This is a genomic window from Agarivorans sp. MS3-6, from assembly GCF_054112545.1.
Genome location: NZ_CM134202.1, coordinates 2,371,402 through 2,387,250, shown reverse-complemented (window position 1 = coordinate 2,387,250; position 15,849 = coordinate 2,371,402). Strand labels below are relative to the sequence as shown.

The following is a 15,849-nucleotide window of genomic DNA, read 5'->3' as shown; positions in this document are numbered from 1 at the left end:
GTGCCTTGTTAGGCAATTAACTCATTCGACCGTAGCAAATATCTTGAAATGTGCCTATTTCACTCAAACCTTTATCTGTGATTTTCAGCAGATTCCCATCTATAGTGCACCACCCGTAATCACAAATAGCTTTAGACTGCTCCATGATTTCTTGTTTTTCTATTTTGCGTGACTCCGCAAACGCAAAAAAGTCGAACGATGGTGCAGTATAAGATGCTAAGACTAGTAACTTACCTGCTTCTTTTAATTTTGTATAACGATACAAAGGTTGATTATTAATGAGATCATTAATTTTAGCGGTGATGTCTTCCAAGTGGCTTACTTTGCTTTCTAGCGTTTTAATGAAATTGTTTTCATCAGTATAATCAGAAGGTGCATATAATTTAGTGTGGTGCTTAGTTACCAACAAATAGAACACAAATAACACCAAGCATGGAAATAGAACTAAAAATATGACAAGAACTATAAGTAAACTGTTATTAAGATTAGTTTGAGATGTAAATATTCCAGCTATTCCATAAACAAATACAAACGCTAAAGCGATAATCCCTAGCGGGTTTTTAGATAGACCAGTTGCCGTTTTACCAAAATCATTCACGGTTAACACTCTCCAAATTTGCCTAGACATAATGATCCCCTGGTGAAAGTGCCGACCTCCTGCGTTTATCGTGGGTTAGTCAAACTAGAGCCACACTGTTAGATGCAAAGTCTTAACAGAACAGGAGATCGACATGTCTAAATCTAGCACGTTTTTTATTGGACTAGATGTTCACAAAGAAACCACAGATGTCGCTTATTGTGTTGATAATTCGAGAGATGAGCCTGTGTTCCACGGCACCATTCCCACCAACATTCGTTCTATCAACAAACTTATCAAAAAATACAAAGACTTGGCTACTCATCTTTGTTTAGTTTATGAAGCAGGGCCGTGTGGGTTTTGGCTTTATCGTCATTTAGTGAAACACGGTATTGAATGTTGGGTAGTGGCTCCCGCCCTTATCCCTAAAGCGCCCAGTGATAAAGTAAAAACCGACAGGCGCGATGCCATCGCTTTAGCGAGAATGGCGCGAGCGGGATTAGTTCATTCTATTCATGTCCCCAATGCTGATAATGAAGCGGTCAGAGATTTAATCCGTTGTCGTGAAGACGCCATGCTCGATTGTCGCCAAGCGCGTCAGCGTTTAAAATTGTTCTTATTACGCAATGGCCACCCTTGTACGGGTCGCCAAGTATGGAATGAGGCCTACAAGCGGCACTTAGCTGATATTCATTTCTTAGAGCCTGCTAAAAAACTCACCTTTCAGCACTACATCAACATTGTTACCGAGCGTTATGAGCAGCTGCAACACCTTGAGCAAGAGCTACAAGTGATTGCTCAAGACTGGTCTTGGTATCCGCTAGTTCAATACCTAACGGTATTGCGTGGCATACGCTTCTTATCGGCCATTACCTTAGTAGCAGAGCTGGGTGACATGCGCCGCTTTGCTAACCCGCGTTCACTAATGAATTTTGTGGGCTTAACCCCCATCGGAATACTCCAGTGGTAACAGGCAAAAACAAGGCGGTATTACTAAGTGTGGCAATACCCATGCAAGGCGAATACTAATCGAAGCCGCCTGGGCATATCGCTTTGCGCCCAAAGTCTCGCGAGAGTTACAAATACGCCAACAACACCAATCACTGAATTTACAGCAGCGTTCGTGGCAAGCCCAACAACGCTTATGCCGACGCTTTGCCCAACTCAAACACCGTGGCAAAGAACACAACAAAGTGGTTACGGCTGTTGCCAGAGAGCTACTAGGTTACATCAGGGATATTGCCCAACGCTTTGACCCAAAGAGCCAACATATAGGATAGAAATAGAAACAAGCTAACAGGTTAAAACAACTTGAATGAGTAAGACCGGCGGCAGCGGTGAGAGCAACCCTCGAGGGCGTTAAGCGATGTGAACTCGCGTACCTAGACTGAGGCAAGGCTCCAAAGGCGCAAACAAGTAATGCGATAACCAACTCGCGAATATCAGCAAGGTCAACCGCCGACACTTACTTGCCAAGGGTCCCTCATTCAGGTTTTCTATGCCGGTGTTAATCGGTAGGAATAGACTCGTGCGTGTTGACAGTGGGGATCATATCAACGCTACCAATAAGCGGCGAGCGGAGCGAGTCCGGCGACCAACGGGAGCGTACTTGATTGGTTTGTTATAACACTGTTGGTAATGGCTAAACTTCAACGCCGCTTATTTCGCGCCCACACAAGGCAAGAAGTTTAAGAAAACCTCAGCTAATAGACTAAGTTCTGAAGTTTAAAACTTTCTAGTTATCGCCCTGCACTCACCTGAACCATTACTTTTACCGTCATAATTAAAGAACTCGATAACGCCACTTTCTCTATTGATAACAGCTTTAAATGCAGAGCGGCTTATGTAATTACCATACGGGTTGTTTGAGTAGTTATTTTCAAGGACATATTTATCGTATGATTCGTACAGGTTGAAAAACGAAAAAGCACCAGCATTGAAGTACAGGCCAGCATCACCATCATCCCACTTAGGGCTTTTTGTCCGTATTGCTACAACATCTTTCCCCTCTAAATGGGGAAGTAAGGTTGAATCAATAGTGACACTTTCAACATCAAACTCAACTCGAGGAGCGTTAAGTATTTCTACCTCTGGAGGCTCCCCACTGACAATAACAATTCCATCAACATAACAACGTAAAGGTTTAAAATCAGCCATAGAATTTGCACTGAAAACCAGTGATAGTGCAGCCGAGACTCTAACTGCGATTGCTACTACTGACATAAATTTCGTTTACCTTAGATTCAGAAATGCTAATTTTAACCATGACGAGAAATCAGAGCAAATCAGGGGGCACAAAAGTGTTATAACGCCTTAATAACTGGCGTGTAGGTTGGTGTTGTTTTTGCGGCTTTTTCTTTTGCAAAAACGATGACAACCGTAATACGTGATCTTCCCCCGATAAAGTAGACACGGGTTACGCTTCCTTTGCTCTGCCTTCGTATTCTACTGGACTTAAGTATTTTAAACTTGAGTGCAGTCGAAATCGATTATAAAAATGTTGTACATATCCTGCTACTTTATCTCTCAAATCCCATTCACTTGTAAAGTGATTCGATTTAATGAGTTCTCCTTTTAAGGTATGAAAAAACGATTCCATTTCTGCGTTGTCTGTACAATGCCCTGGTCGATTCATACTCGGTGTTACGCCGTACTTACTCAACAGTGCTTGAACTTCATGAGCGCGATATTCTGCTCCTCTGTCAGTGTGAAACACCAATCCAGCCTGTGGCTTTCTATTTCTAAAGGCCATTTGTAACGACGCCATCGTTACTGCTGTTGTTTTACGGTGATTCATCGACCAACCAATCACTTTTCGTGAATATAGGTCTATGACTACTGCAAGATATAACCAGCGGTTTCCCTGTCGTATATAGGTTAAATCACCCGCCCATTGTTCATTAACTGCGGTAGGTTTTGGCATATCTTTACGTATGTTTTTAATCGATTGATAGAATCGATGTAGTTTAGCCATTTTAATGTAAACCCTAGAACAGCGTGCTTTCAAGCCATGCTCTCTCATCAACCTAGCCACCCGTTTTCGACTGGTGTAAATTCCGCTACACTTTAACTCCGCATGTACACGAGGGCTACCGTAAGTCTCTCTACTCTTGGTGAATATCTGCTCAATACGATAGGCCAACTGGTCATCAATGAGCTTATGGCGGCTCACTTTTCGTTTACAGAAGGCATAGTAACCAGAGCGAGACACCTTAAGAAATCGGCACATCATGGTGATGGGAAAGCGTTGCTTATAATGGCTTATGAATCGGAATCTCGTCGACTTTCCTCCGCGACGAATCGTTGCCACTTTTTTAGCAAATCATTCTCCAGTTCAAGTTGTTTTACTTTCTTTTGAAGTTCAGCAATTTTTTCATTTTCAGAAAGATTCATGGGTTTGCTTAGTTTTTTCCGTCTTCTATCAGACATGATTTTCCCCTCGCGATAATCCTTTCGCCACCGAGATAACATGAACGGATGAATGTCGAGTGACTCTGCAACTCCTTTAACTGTAGCACCTGCCAAGTGGGTTAATTTGACGGCGGTTGCTTTGAATTCAGTTGTGTATTGCTGAGTTTTTTTACCTGTTTTATAAGCTGGCATAAACACCTCATCTTGTTTGAGTGAAGTGTCTACTGAATCGGATCAACTACAACGTCCAGTTGATTAACTTGTTATGCATTAATACTCAGAAGCACCACGTAAATACTTCTGTACTTCCTCATAACTTAACATATTTCCTTTAAGGCCTTCACTACTACCAAATTCCGCTAATTCGTCAATTAATTCTGTAAATTGTTTTAAAAGGGCTCTAAATATGAATGGACCATAACTAAAACGATTGATGCCGAGCCCTTCCATTTCTGAGATAGTCATTTTTTCCGGTAAGATAAGTGCGTTAATAGGTGCAGATATAATATGGCGTATATGCTTCAGTATATCTATATCATCAATTCCGATAGGAAAAACACAATCAGCACCAGCTTCTAAGTATGCTTTAGCCCTCTCAATAGTAGATTCTATTTTTTTCCCTCTGTTACCAGTAGTATTTAAGATAAAACAGTCTATGCGAGCATTGATAACAAGGTGTATACCCCGCTTACTTGATACTTCTCTGATTACAGAGATCCTCTCAGCTTGTTCTTTAACATCACGTAACCCGCCTTCGAAACTATCCTCGATATTAATACCTACGATTCCAGCATCTAATATTTGCGTTATAACACAAATTAATTCTTCACTAGTTGTGGCAAACCCAGTTTCAATATCTACTGTTGTCGGAATATTTACACTACTCGCAATTCGAGTTGCTATATCCATTAAGGTGGAAAACTTTATTTTTTCTCCATCTTTATAACCTAACGATGCTGATATAGCAGCACTTGCCGTTGCCACGGCTGGAAAGCCTTTGCCTTCAAGTATGCGAGCTCCCAGTGGGCTCCAAATATTTGGAAGTACAAGGGCTTGACCTCCAGTGTGCAAAGCTAGAAGTGTTTCTGCTTTTTTCTTTTGTAAAGTATTAGTCATAATCCCCACCATGATTTAATGCATAACGCCGCGTTAAGCGGACAAAAATTGTGGGTTATAATGTGTAGCGAAGCGAAACGTAACCCACTGTTTTTGTTCCGTTTAAACGCCTTGTTAGCCATTTAGCTCCGATAGAAGAGTCTCAGCTAAACGAATACCTATTTGAAGTTGCTCACTGTCAAAACTTTCATTTGTAGAGTGAACTTGATGATTTCTAATCATACGCAATGTAGTTAACCTTTGAAATTGATCCCAGTTAATTTCCCCTATTTTTTCAAGTTGCTCCCACTTATATGTATGACCATTTGATATAGAGTGTTTCTTAAATTTTGCTTGAATAGTTGATTCGAGTTTGTTCCATAATAGTATTAAGTTCTCAATACTTACGGCATTATCAACTTTGCCCGTTTCAACACCAAAAAGGTTATTGAGCAATACTGAAGCTATTTGACGATAGGCTTTTAGATAACGACGGTCTACAGATAACCCTGTACCATCGTGATATAAATGATTACGAATTCTATGATAATGCTCAATATCACCTTCATCTAAACCAACAAGTTTTGCTGAAGCATACTTAAATAACAACTCCACCATTTTAGGGAAACTATTACCGACTTCATCTCTTTCTTTTCTAGGGAACTTGAAAGTTGATAGTTTTTCTGGGAGTGATAGAAATGTTCGAATAGAAGTTTCGACAGAATTATCAATGCTTATGAATGCAATTCGGGAATCAAATGCAGAATCAAGTTGAATGTGAGAATCCGCATGACGCAGTAATTCTAAAGATCCGGATGCCCATGTATTTTCCATTGAAACTCCAATCAAATAAAAATGGCTAACGCTAAGTAGGCCGCACGTGCGGTCTATCCCATTCAATGAGCGCGCGTCCTATCACAAAAAACATGATCTTCATCACGTTCGCTCATCAATTTATGATTTGATATTAACCCATTGTCTACCTTAGTTTTTTACTTGGAATCAATCAATCGTCGATCCATTTCTATCATTGATTACTTTGACAAATGACGCAAACGAAGCTACAAATACTGTATATATATACAGCTTAAAAGTGCGCAACATGTCAAACACACCATTGCGGCTCCAGCAGCGATTTAGAAATACGATTTATCAGCACCATTACAGTATTCGCACCGAGCAAACCTATTGGCATTGGATAAAGCGTTTTTTGTATTTTAATCATAAGCAGCACCCAGCAAAGCTCGGAGCTGCTGATATTGAACGATTTCTAACTCACCTAGCGGTCGATAGGCAGGTCGCTCCGGCTACTCAAAACATCGCGTTTAATGCCTTAATGTTTCTCTATAACAAAGTTCTACGTATCGAAATGATTGGAATTCAGGCGAAACGCGCGAAAAAACGAGTCAAAATTCCCGTAGTTTTTACTCGAGGTGAAGTGAGCCAAGTGATTTCGAATTTACCCGCGGATTATCAGATCATGGCTTCACTGCTTTACGGGTCGGGACTAAGACTCAGTGAATGCTTGAGATTACGGATTAAAGACTTAGATTTTGATCAAAATACAATCACCGTACGGCAAGGCAAAGGAAATAAAGATCGCGTGACTTTGTTACCCCCTAACTTGATCCCAAAGCTTCTCGATAACATTCTCCAGAGCAAAAGTGTTTTTGCCCACGATATGAGTCTAAATTATGCTGGAACGACGATGCCTTACGCGTTAGCCCGTAAGTATCCACATTCTCAACGGTCGTTTTCTTGGCAGTTTTTGTTTCCGTCGACTCGCCTGTGTATCGACGCTAGAACAGGTGAGCTCAAACGCCATCATATTCATCATAGTGTTCTCCAAAAAGCAGTCACCAAAGCCGTGCGTAATGCCGGTATAAATAAGCCTGCAAGTTGCCATACCTTTAGGCACAGTTTTGCCACCCACTTATTAGAACAAGGGACGGATTTAAGAACTATACAAGAATTACTTGGCCATCAGGATGTAACAACGACTGAGATTTACACGCATGTTATCGGTCGTCATACCACGGGCGTCAAAAGCCCCTTAGAGGGCTTGGTTCAAGCTGCAAAATAGATGACTTATTAAAAGAGCATCAAGGCGCTTATGCATTCTAGTTGGCGATTAAACTTGGCTCGTAAAATCAGATTCAAAACCATTAGTTTTGGTATGGAAAGAGCAGTGGGAAATTTTGCTGTTCGCAAGAAGGCCTAACGCGTTTTGGGGCAAAGATGTGTTAGAACTTTCTACCCAGGCTCGCCTTTGTCCATAAAGTTCGGGGCAATCTATTGGGTACCCCGAAAGTGTCTGGTGTTCTCAGGTCTTACCAAGATCACTTCGCTTGATAATTCCAACTGTCTTTAGAGCGCGTTTTTTATCCGCACATTGAACGTCATTACTCAATCTCAAATCGTGAATTTTTTGTTGATATGCATTAGACAACTTCAATGCTCGTAATGTCCCTGTTCGCCTAGTTAAATGAGGCGGTCAAAACGCCCACATCAAGCCCAATTTTTTCGGTTTTTTTATGGTCAATTCATGCAATTTTTTTACTGAACAACTCTTTGATTTGGTGCCAGAATTTGGCGCCAGTTTTGGTGCCAGAATTTGGCACCACCCTTTGCTAACGAAGCAGAACTTATTGAGCTATTTACAGCAAGGCTGTTTAGTGCAAATTGCAGATATTTGCGATTCAAAAAACCGAGGAAAAAAAACAGGTCGTAAAAATTAGAGTTATCAACAAAGGGGGCGATACGTGTTCGAAAATCAGTTACTAAAATTTATTTTTCACCCGTCTACAATAACATTTTAAAACTTTGACTATGTATGTTTTGGGACTAGATAGTTGCCAATTCGCCTCAAATCAGAAATTTTTGGTGAAATGTGCAGTTTGCTGAATTGGTGATCTTCACATGCTTTTTGCACACGCTTTTTCTTAGAGAAGTGCACACGGGAAATTGGTCCTATTGTTTTGTGAAATGATTGGTGATTCTGGCGTTTTTTGCACACGCTTTTTCGTGTTTTTCTGCACATGCTTTTTATGCCTAGTTTTATGTAATTTTGGGAGATAGATATGGACAAACTGTTTGAGCCTTATAGTACGCAATATCGGATAGCAATGGAGGTACTATTGCAACGGGTAGCTCTTTACAATCAAGAAAATTTTGAGGCGCTCATGGAGCACAAAAAGGCCAATCCCCTTTTCCGATTTCGATATAGGGAAATCTATTTCAAAACTTTTTCGATAAAAGTGGGCGATCATGTTTTCGAGAGACATTGTTTCTATTTTCGCCAAATCACCTACAGAAAAAGGTCCTCAGTGCCTACCACTAAGCACATAAAAAAGGGCCCAAACGGTTACCAAAAAGGGTCTGTTTTTCGGGACTTTATTGGCATAAAAACAGGCCACAAAATGCTAAGAAATGAGATGGTTGATTTTGTTAATGCAGCCAACAAAATGTGTGATGATTATGTCGTCCTATTCCGAACTATTTCAGAGCTAGAAAACTGTCGAATTTATTTTAACAATTTGGATGATCCATGGACCTTAATGCACAACAAATAATGGCTGTAAAAAATGACGGTGTTATCATCGTTGTCGCTATTCCGGGATCAGGAAAAACGGCAACCGCAGTAGCTAAAAGGGGGGGCTAGTAAGCCAGACATTCAAGCTTTAAATGGCATGACTATTCCTCAGTTGTTTATCTTACGGGGTCAGCTAACGCAGCAGATCCAAACAGAGCGCTACAATACAGAGCAGTTACAGAGACTGACCTATCACTATGAGCGTGTATTAGATGTGGTGAATGAGAAGGTGTACCGTTTATCGCAAGGAGAGGCGAAAGATATGTTGATGCAAGTTGCTGAGACATTAACGCAAGAGCAACTATCTACCATGGTCGGTTTATAAGCCCCCAAGCGCTATTGGCTTAGGGACGTTCTGTAAATCCGCCGAGCAAATGCTCGGCTTATTCCATTTTAAACAACGGATATTGTTTTTCGCCCGCTTTGCTGTTCACGAACACGATATTCCCGCAGCGTAAGCAAGAATAAGCGGCGCCCGTGAATCGATCGATATAAGGCTCGAAATTCTCGTACACCTCCGCTAAATAGGGATTGTCTAGTGTTGGGCTCATAAACTTAATCATGTTATATGAGCCAACATATTCATTGGTCGATATCACGGTAGAGACGATAACGGTGTAATCGGTGCAAATATACATGTGTTGTTTAATCGCACCTTTCTTGTAATACAGTCCACGCGCTCTGGCGAATTGGTCTTTATCGTTATAGCCCGAAATGCTGCAAAGTTGATCACTGGCTTTGGCGATGGCCTTAAACGCGTCTAGATTGGCAGCAAAGTCGTCCTCCAGTTGCACGACATCATCGCCTAACACGTTTGGGTTAAACGACGAGAGCAAGGCAGCACCGTGCCACATGTTGGCATATTGAATTCGAAAATAATTTTTTTCTGTTTTCGTCAGTTCCTTCAGTAATAAATTGGCGGTGAACACATTACCTACCGCCGACAAAGAACCCGACAACAAGGCGGCAATACTAACGGTTTCACTGACCTTAGAGCGGTTTTTTACGTCGGATGTTTCAGCGACAGTCGGTTTTACATAGAGCACCAAGGGATCACTCATAACCTTGTATTGCGTTCTCTCTTTAAAACCTTGGTCAGCCAGTTCGCCGTCAAAAAGCCGGTTTTCAGCCTGCTCTAGTGTTAAGGGGGTAACGGCGCACCCGCTCAGCAATGTTAGACACACTAAGAATGAGATTTTGAACATGGAAGGGTCCTTATTGAGTTTGTTGTTATTATCCTATGGGTGAAAATAGCACAAAAAATCGAACTGACTAGTTTTACAAACAGTCAATCATTTGGCCCAACAAATCATTCCTTTTGCGTGTCGCTCTTCAACCAAAAAAGCTTTGGCGATATCGAGTGTGCGTACGTGTTAAAAGACCAATGCATGCTAAGGCCTGAGAATCCTAGACTCGTTCTAGGTTCTTAATATTCGGCTCATCTGTAACTCGAAATTGTCCAATTTCAAGTTAGGGATTTAAACAACGGTTGTTGGAGAACCTAGAAAATGTCTAGGGTTCTCAGGCCTTACCAGATTGGTCGATACAACTATCTACTCAATGAGTCTCGAGAAGCGCTAAAACAGTCTCACCTCGATGAAAATGTGGCGTTTTGGAGTTTTCATAAATCCAAAGGTCTAGAGGCGGATTACTGTATTTTGATTGGGTTTTCGCAAGGGAAGTTAGGTTTTCCCAATGAGAATAAAGACCAGGCCGTGGTCGAAGCCTTGTTACCCACTTTAGATGACTACCCGCATTCCGAGGAGCGACGCCTGCTTTATGTGGGGTTAACGAGGGCGAAGAAAAAGTCTTGCATCATCGGTGACCCTAGTTCACCATCCGCGTTTATCACTGAATTACTCGCACCTAAGTACGAAGTCAATATTCACTCTAAAGCGTTTCAAGAGCGCTACCGTAAAATCTTCAAATGCCCCAATTGCGAAGAAGGCTACCTAAAGCTGATTAACGGTAAGTTTGGTGCGTTCTACTCATGCAGTACAGGGCGGGGCTGCAAAGTTGGAAAGGCCCGTGTTTGTTCTGACTGTGGAGCACCTTCTGTAGATAAGCGCTCTTCCAGTGACTGCAATAATCAAGACTGTGGGCATACATTTAAAATTTGTGAAAAATGCGGCAGGCCGATGAAAAACGAACCGGAAAATATAGAGAGTTCTGGGGCTGCTCAGGCTATGGAATAAAAGATGATCAGTGTAAAAATACCATTAAGCACTAAACTGCTGTTCTACATTGTGATTTTGAATCTCATATACTGATTTGTCAGATTTAAGCTATGCAATCAACTCCTGAGTTCAAAACGAAGAAACACTAACTATTAAGTAAGGTTAACAATGTCACGAAAAACATTTATGGCGTCTTACGGCGCATCTAATCGCAATGACCGTTATGGGTGGGCCTTTGTTAATCACGAAGGTAAGGAAGTGTATTTTGGTGCGTGGGATGTCTATACAGACCGAGACAGAGCATTGATTCTTGCTATGGACTGGGAGTTTAATAGCGAAGGACGTAAGGTCAATGCTTTTGGCGAAGCTCTTGAGTATATCAAACTGGTGGAAAATGAAGCTTACTCATTAAGAACATTCCCAATTATAAGGAAAGAAGATAACGGTGGTGATACAGATACAGACAAGGCTGAGATAAAACAGCACATAGAAGAAGTCTCTGACATGTCCCTCAAGTTAATTGATGGTGACTACTATGCGGTCGGTAACCATGAAGCAAAGTACTCAAAAATGGCTTTACCCAACGTGGCGCAAGACATTGACGGCATATTCGGCACCACTACCGCAAAAACAGAGCGAGAAAACTTAGTGCTCTCGCGTGTTGGGCAGGGACAATTTAGAAAAAACGTTATCAGCACATGGGGTAATGGTGAAAGGTGTGCGTTGACCCTTACGAATATACGAGAGATTTTAATTGCATCTCATATAGTGCCTTGGTCCAAATGTAAAAGTGATGAGCAGAGGCTTGATGGCGCAAACGGTTTACTGCTTTGTGCTCATATTGATAAACTTTTTGACGCTCACTTACTAACCTTTACAAAAAAAGGTTCGAAGTACATCTCGCAGTTATCACCCAAACTCGAAGCTCCATTGTTAAAAAGTCTTGGCATTCAAGGCGGCGAAGAGCTTTGCTCTGACGAGCTAAGCGAAGTTGACCGTGATCGATTTGAAAAGTATCTAGAAGCACATAACAAAGAATTCCATTTCAAGACTTTGCAGTGACACTAAACTAACACTTTAGCTCAAAGAGAGTCATAGGCGTTCTAGCGGAGCTATTTTGTAGTTAGTTAAGTAATATTTAAAACTATGGCTCTCAAAACAAAACGAGCCATACTTTAAAATCGCCACTAAACGCTGGTAAATGCAAAAGAATTTAGGTCATTACACGAACTCGACATAATGACTTCGCTAGTGCGAATAACGTTGGCTACTTTCATAGTTTGCGCATACAAGTTTAGAGTTAAGCAGCGCTAATGTCACAGAACCATTGCATAGTTGACCATTCAGCTGTTGTCTGTGAAGTGGTGATTGTGGTTTCTCGGCCAACTAAACGAAGGGCTTTAAGAGCTACACCTTCAAGTTGTGGGTATTTCGTTGTCATCACTAGCGTTCGGCCTTCAACGTTGATGATCACTAAGTTACCGCTACCATCGATGCGAACGTTCGCTAGTGTGCCAAATGGGCTGGATTTTGTTTTCTTAAACATGGTCTTTTTCTCTATTGGTTGTTACCGTTATTAATCTTAAAAACTGGTCGCTAGCCGCTCCGTATGTCACTGTTGTGCCAGCAATAAATAGCGCTGCGTAATAGTTTCCATAGTATTTTCTTTTATGGTTTAAAGTTTTTCGTGAACGGCTCGAAAATAAGTGAACATTACCCCTGCTACTTTCTTGTTTGGGTGCTCAGCGCAAGTTTCATCAGTGAAGTAACGTTCGCTTTCACCAATTAACTGGCTTGACATTATGTTGTGAACAGCCGCTGCCGCATCAACTCCAATTGTGTCCTCAATTCCATACATGGCTATGTTTGGTAAGGACTGAGGACTCTCGACACTTTCCGGGTTCTAAGAAACGGTTAACCATAACTCGAAATTGTCCAAATACGAGTTGAAAACTGATCAAAATTTATTGTTCGCCGACAAGGGCCGCCTAGCAGCCCTTATTGTTACTCTCACTAACTTGAAGAAATATTTCAATTCAATTTAGGATGGCGAGCCAGCTCTAACTTTACCTTTTCACTAATAATTTCAACGATACAATTGAACTCATCGATGTCAGGAAAGGGTGTGATTGATTGTAAATACTTCTTAGGTAATTTGTAGATAACGTAAGGATCCAGCATTGCTGCTATATCTCGCGCTGCGAGGTCGTTACCCTCAAGCCATGCAACGAGTAAAGCTACCTCTAAGTTTGAAAACATCATATTTCCTCTTTTGATTTAGTGCCTGGCCATTAAACCAAGAGAACAATGTCTGACAAATTTACTCCGAGAAAAACAAGACCAACCTTATGTAGTTTAACTTTTTGGTTCAATTGTCACGTTTACTCAAAAATATTTTTCTTTGAAGGGAGATTCAGTATTTACAGCCCTTTGCGCTTAGGCTCACAAACTTCAGGGTGGGTTATAGGAACACCATAATGCTATGGCCTTTTCAAGGCTCGCTGTACGCTAGATAGGCTGATACTTAGCTCCTGAGCTATTTTTCTGTAACTCATTCCGCTTTCTCGCAGCACTTTTACTTGATGTGTGTCGATAGACCGCTTCCGACCTTTGTAGACACCACGCATTTTTGCAAGCGCAATCCCCTCACGCTGCCTTTCAAGGATTAAAGACCGTTCGAACTGATAAATAGCCCCTAACATGGTGAGCATAAGCTGGTTTATTGGGTTGGCCTTATCTGCGGAGAACGTTAGTTGTTCTTTATGAAAAGTAATGGCGACACCAGAGCCAAGAAGACGCTCAACTAGTTCGAGCAGGTGACCGGTGTTACGAGCCAGCCGTGATATGTCATGCACGTGAACAACATCGCCACTGCGAACGTGGGAAAGTAATTGATTTAACCCTGGCCTGTCAGTGGTGCTGCCACTAACCTTATCTTCAAAAATGGTATCCAGCGAAATGCTATGCAGCTGCCGTTCACTCGTTTGATCAACTGTACTAACTCGGATATACCCCACATTTTGACCGCTCATATCAATGCTCCGTATTCATTAGGTTCTAAATTTCATGAAACGCTGTAGTCATTTCAGTGAACAAGATCCTATTGAATACGAATATGCAGAACTGACAAATGTGGTCGTATGGGTATACCCATATGGTTACCTAACATTACAAGCGAGAGACTAGCTTTAGGAGAAGGGGCTCCACAAGTCATTTGCAAGTTGCTACTTTGGTTTACAAAAAGCCCCAAGGTTCCTTGGATCACTAAACTTAGCGCTAAAGCTGGAAAGCGCCATTATCCTTGATGTACAATTTTAATGATTGATATTTAAGCAGTTATCTTTATGGAAGAAGTATCTAAAAATGATGTTGATTCAGCAAAATCAATAGCAAAACCTTTTGGACTTACATTAAAAAACCTTTTGGTAGAACTAGATTGGAGCTTAGGCCGAACGTTGGCTCGAATGTTTGGGGCCTTTACATTCATTACCATTATACTCTTTGGCGCATTAACATTCGTTTCAGTACTCAATGGAATTTTTGAATATGAAACTAGTTTAAGTGAAATATCGACCATAGAGGCCGTTTTTAGCGTGAGCTTTATACTAATGCTGAAACGCTATTACAACTACACCAAGCTAACCTCACAACATTGGGGCTTAAATATTGTTACTCCTTTCATTTGGCTGGGTAAGTTTTCGTTGTTTATTTGGCTACTTTTTAGCTTGCTGATGTTTGATGATATCAGTAAAGGTGCGACCCGCACCCAAGTGCTGTTATTACAAACGCATAACTATCAACAATGGGTGGAATTTCTTGGCATTCTTCTGAGCTTGTATATTTCTGTACCTAGCAAACGCTTGAAATTCCGAACGCCAGATCCGGAAACATACAACGCGGACGAATGGGGTATAAAACGCTCCAATACAACATGCGACAAAACACGCGGAAACGAGCAATGATAATTAACCCTAAGATATTGCTAGCAACATTAGTGCTTAGCACTTCAACCTCGGTGCTTGCAAAACCCGTAGATTTAACTGAAAGCTGTACTGAATTGGTAAATATTTACCAATCAAAACACAAACAACAACTCTTCGCTGCGCAGACAACATCATTATCAGAGAGCCTTCGGGCTGGCTATTGTTTGGGTGTACTAACCGAATTTGCAGAGTCGCATTATTCATGTGGTTCGGATTGGTTCAAGCGAGCTAAATTTATCGCGGCTTACTCATCTAAAGCCAGTCATCCAAAAGAACGAAAATTACTAGAGTTATCCTGTGATATCTAAAAACTTAATCACTATTCCAGCTGCCATAAACAAACTCTTTAAGGTGCGACTTGCTGAGCATAAAGCGTTTAAAGATCTCGTGTATCCGCTGGTAAGAAGTAAAGGTTTTTTAGATATAAAGAAAGAGAAAATGGTTAACAGCTCGACTAAAGACAACATTTACATTACCCAAGAAGGGCTGGCAAAACTGCATAATGCGATTATTCTTCAGGCTTTTTTTTCAAAAACAAAAAAAGTAAAAGATATTTTTTCTAAGCCTGATAAAAGAATTGAGGCCGCTGAGATATTAGATTCTGTATTGTCTGGTCGACAAGCACTATTGGATGTATCGATAAATAGCCTTAAGTTTTCACAGCTTATTGCCTGGTTAAAATCAACAAAGCCTCTAGACCAAGAGGGTTTACCTAACCCTTTTTCAGAACTGCCTCAATTATCGCTTAACGGCACGACAAGTGTAATGCAAAGCTTACTCGCGCAAAGCGGCGCGCTCACCAATGTTGATAACATGATGATGTACTTCATCAATGATCAACTTAAAGAGGCTTATGATACGTCTCTCTCCATCACATCAACCAACCCTCTTTTCATAAAATATCAAACTCTTGTTCAACGAAAATACAACGAAGCTAATGAGTTCGATACATTTCTAGAAAATTTGTTGAAATAAATTGTTGCGAGTGCAGTGCACTCGATCATTCTTACTTTC

18 protein-coding genes are annotated in these 15,849 nt (G+C 41.1%); 9 read left to right on the top strand and 9 right to left on the bottom strand.

Annotated elements, in window-relative coordinates:
- Positions 1-16 precede the first annotated feature (16 nt).
- Positions 17-628: a hypothetical protein gene (locus ACVFI8_RS10980; protein WP_248713028.1), complete on the bottom strand. Its 612-nt coding sequence runs from the start codon at positions 626-628 to the stop codon at positions 17-19.
- A gap of 103 nt (positions 629-731) precedes the next feature.
- On the opposite strand from ACVFI8_RS10980, the gene ACVFI8_RS10975 reads away from it, so the two are divergent.
- Complete coding sequence (locus ACVFI8_RS10975) at positions 732-1,547, top strand: IS110 family RNA-guided transposase (protein WP_248713029.1); 816 nt, start codon at positions 732-734, stop codon at positions 1,545-1,547.
- Positions 1,548-1,566: 19 nt separating this feature from the next.
- Positions 1,567-1,857 carry a hypothetical protein gene (locus tag ACVFI8_RS10970; RefSeq protein ID WP_457873823.1) on the top strand — a complete coding sequence of 97 codons (291 nt, stop codon included), beginning with the start codon at positions 1,567-1,569 and terminating at the stop codon, positions 1,855-1,857.
- Positions 1,858-2,302: 445 nt separating this feature from the next.
- On the opposite strand, the gene ACVFI8_RS10965 is transcribed toward ACVFI8_RS10970, so the two are convergent.
- The 4 genes from ACVFI8_RS10965 to ACVFI8_RS10950 form a co-directional block, all read right to left on the bottom strand.
- The gene (locus tag ACVFI8_RS10965) at positions 2,303-2,800 is read right to left on the bottom strand and encodes a hypothetical protein (protein WP_457871354.1); all 498 of its coding nucleotides are present in this window, start codon (positions 2,798-2,800) and stop codon (positions 2,303-2,305) included.
- A 193-nt stretch (positions 2,801-2,993) separates the two neighbouring features.
- Positions 2,994-4,180, bottom strand: a protein-coding gene (locus ACVFI8_RS10960; protein WP_457871352.1) for an IS3 family transposase whose coding sequence is annotated in 2 segments (ribosomal slippage) — positions 2,994-3,895 and positions 3,895-4,180 — 1,188 coding nt in all. Because the reading frame shifts where the segments join, the coding sequence is not laid out codon by codon here.
- Between the two features lie 78 nt (positions 4,181-4,258).
- Complete coding sequence (locus ACVFI8_RS10955) at positions 4,259-5,104, bottom strand: isocitrate lyase/PEP mutase family protein (protein ID WP_457871350.1); 846 nt, start codon at positions 5,102-5,104, stop codon at positions 4,259-4,261.
- 114 nt (positions 5,105-5,218) lie between these two features.
- On the bottom strand, positions 5,219-5,917 hold the full coding sequence (locus ACVFI8_RS10950) for a hypothetical protein (protein WP_457871348.1): 699 nt from the start codon (positions 5,915-5,917) through the stop codon (positions 5,219-5,221).
- Positions 5,918-6,185: 268 nt separating this feature from the next.
- Here ACVFI8_RS10950 and ACVFI8_RS10945 point away from each other — a divergent pair, with 268 nt between their 5' ends.
- Both ACVFI8_RS10945 and ACVFI8_RS10940 read left to right on the top strand, forming a co-directional pair.
- Positions 6,186-7,166, top strand: coding sequence for an integron integrase (locus ACVFI8_RS10945; RefSeq protein WP_248715028.1), 981 nt, complete (start codon positions 6,186-6,188; stop codon positions 7,164-7,166).
- A 1,606-nt stretch (positions 7,167-8,772) separates the two neighbouring features.
- Complete coding sequence (locus tag ACVFI8_RS10940) at positions 8,773-9,000, top strand: hypothetical protein (protein ID WP_457871346.1); 228 nt, start codon at positions 8,773-8,775, stop codon at positions 8,998-9,000.
- Positions 9,001-9,058: 58 nt separating this feature from the next.
- Here the strand turns inward: ACVFI8_RS10940 and ACVFI8_RS10935 are convergent, their stop codons facing one another.
- Complete coding sequence (locus tag ACVFI8_RS10935) at positions 9,059-9,880, bottom strand: hypothetical protein (RefSeq protein WP_457871344.1); 822 nt, start codon at positions 9,878-9,880, stop codon at positions 9,059-9,061.
- 303 nt (positions 9,881-10,183) lie between these two features.
- On the opposite strand from ACVFI8_RS10935, the gene ACVFI8_RS10930 reads away from it, so the two are divergent.
- Positions 10,184-10,870 carry a 3'-5' exonuclease gene (locus ACVFI8_RS10930; RefSeq protein WP_457871342.1) on the top strand — a complete coding sequence of 229 codons (687 nt, stop codon included), beginning with the start codon at positions 10,184-10,186 and terminating at the stop codon, positions 10,868-10,870.
- A gap of 150 nt (positions 10,871-11,020) precedes the next feature.
- Positions 11,021-11,914, top strand: a complete 894-nt coding sequence (locus tag ACVFI8_RS10925; RefSeq protein WP_457871340.1) for an HNH endonuclease — start codon at positions 11,021-11,023, stop codon at positions 11,912-11,914.
- Between the two features lie 238 nt (positions 11,915-12,152).
- Here the strand turns inward: ACVFI8_RS10925 and ACVFI8_RS10920 are convergent, their stop codons facing one another.
- From ACVFI8_RS10920 to ACVFI8_RS10910, 3 genes are all read right to left on the bottom strand, one after another.
- Complete coding sequence (locus tag ACVFI8_RS10920) at positions 12,153-12,398, bottom strand: hypothetical protein (protein ID WP_457871338.1); 246 nt, start codon at positions 12,396-12,398, stop codon at positions 12,153-12,155.
- 485 nt (positions 12,399-12,883) lie between these two features.
- The gene (locus ACVFI8_RS10915; RefSeq protein ID WP_457871336.1) at positions 12,884-13,114 is read right to left on the bottom strand and encodes a hypothetical protein; all 231 of its coding nucleotides are present in this window, start codon (positions 13,112-13,114) and stop codon (positions 12,884-12,886) included.
- A 218-nt stretch (positions 13,115-13,332) separates the two neighbouring features.
- Positions 13,333-13,884 (bottom strand): recombinase family protein, encoded by a 552-nt coding sequence (locus ACVFI8_RS10910; RefSeq protein ID WP_457871334.1) that lies wholly within the window; start codon positions 13,882-13,884, stop codon positions 13,333-13,335.
- A gap of 312 nt (positions 13,885-14,196) precedes the next feature.
- On the opposite strand from ACVFI8_RS10910, the gene ACVFI8_RS10905 reads away from it, so the two are divergent.
- From ACVFI8_RS10905 to ACVFI8_RS10895, 3 genes are read left to right on the top strand one after another with little or no spacing between them, the layout of a single operon-like run.
- Complete coding sequence (locus ACVFI8_RS10905; RefSeq protein WP_457871332.1) at positions 14,197-14,814, top strand: hypothetical protein; 618 nt, start codon at positions 14,197-14,199, stop codon at positions 14,812-14,814.
- Positions 14,811-15,143 carry a hypothetical protein gene (locus ACVFI8_RS10900; RefSeq protein ID WP_457871330.1) on the top strand — a complete coding sequence of 111 codons (333 nt, stop codon included), beginning with the start codon at positions 14,811-14,813 and terminating at the stop codon, positions 15,141-15,143. Before ACVFI8_RS10905 ends, ACVFI8_RS10900 begins: the two co-directional genes overlap by 4 nt.
- Positions 15,133-15,810: a hypothetical protein gene (locus tag ACVFI8_RS10895; RefSeq protein WP_457871328.1), complete on the top strand. Its 678-nt coding sequence runs from the start codon at positions 15,133-15,135 to the stop codon at positions 15,808-15,810. The genes ACVFI8_RS10900 and ACVFI8_RS10895 overlap by 11 nt, the downstream gene beginning before the upstream one ends.
- Positions 15,811-15,849 lie beyond the last annotated feature (39 nt).

Coding starts and splice junctions, on each gene's coding strand:
- ACVFI8_RS10980 (WP_248713028.1), bottom strand. CDS start 628: ATGTCTAGGCAAATTTGGAGAGTGTTAACCGTGAATGATTTTGGTAAA.
- ACVFI8_RS10975 (WP_248713029.1), top strand. CDS start 732: ATGTCTAAATCTAGCACGTTTTTTATTGGACTAGATGTTCACAAAGAA.
- ACVFI8_RS10965 (WP_457871354.1), bottom strand. CDS start 2,800: ATGTCAGTAGTAGCAATCGCAGTTAGAGTCTCGGCTGCACTATCACTG.
- ACVFI8_RS10955 (WP_457871350.1), bottom strand. CDS start 5,104: ATGACTAATACTTTACAAAAGAAAAAAGCAGAAACACTTCTAGCTTTG.
- ACVFI8_RS10950 (WP_457871348.1), bottom strand. CDS start 5,917: ATGGAAAATACATGGGCATCCGGATCTTTAGAATTACTGCGTCATGCG.
- ACVFI8_RS10945 (WP_248715028.1), top strand. CDS start 6,186: ATGTCAAACACACCATTGCGGCTCCAGCAGCGATTTAGAAATACGATT.
- ACVFI8_RS10940 (WP_457871346.1), top strand. CDS start 8,773: ATGACTATTCCTCAGTTGTTTATCTTACGGGGTCAGCTAACGCAGCAG.
- ACVFI8_RS10935 (WP_457871344.1), bottom strand. CDS start 9,880: ATGTTCAAAATCTCATTCTTAGTGTGTCTAACATTGCTGAGCGGGTGC.
- ACVFI8_RS10930 (WP_457871342.1), top strand. CDS start 10,184: ATGTCTAGGGTTCTCAGGCCTTACCAGATTGGTCGATACAACTATCTA.
- ACVFI8_RS10925 (WP_457871340.1), top strand. CDS start 11,021: ATGTCACGAAAAACATTTATGGCGTCTTACGGCGCATCTAATCGCAAT.
- ACVFI8_RS10920 (WP_457871338.1), bottom strand. CDS start 12,398: ATGTTTAAGAAAACAAAATCCAGCCCATTTGGCACACTAGCGAACGTT.
- ACVFI8_RS10915 (WP_457871336.1), bottom strand. CDS start 13,114: ATGATGTTTTCAAACTTAGAGGTAGCTTTACTCGTTGCATGGCTTGAG.
- ACVFI8_RS10910 (WP_457871334.1), bottom strand. CDS start 13,884: ATGAGCGGTCAAAATGTGGGGTATATCCGAGTTAGTACAGTTGATCAA.
- ACVFI8_RS10905 (WP_457871332.1), top strand. CDS start 14,197: ATGGAAGAAGTATCTAAAAATGATGTTGATTCAGCAAAATCAATAGCA.
- ACVFI8_RS10900 (WP_457871330.1), top strand. CDS start 14,811: ATGATAATTAACCCTAAGATATTGCTAGCAACATTAGTGCTTAGCACT.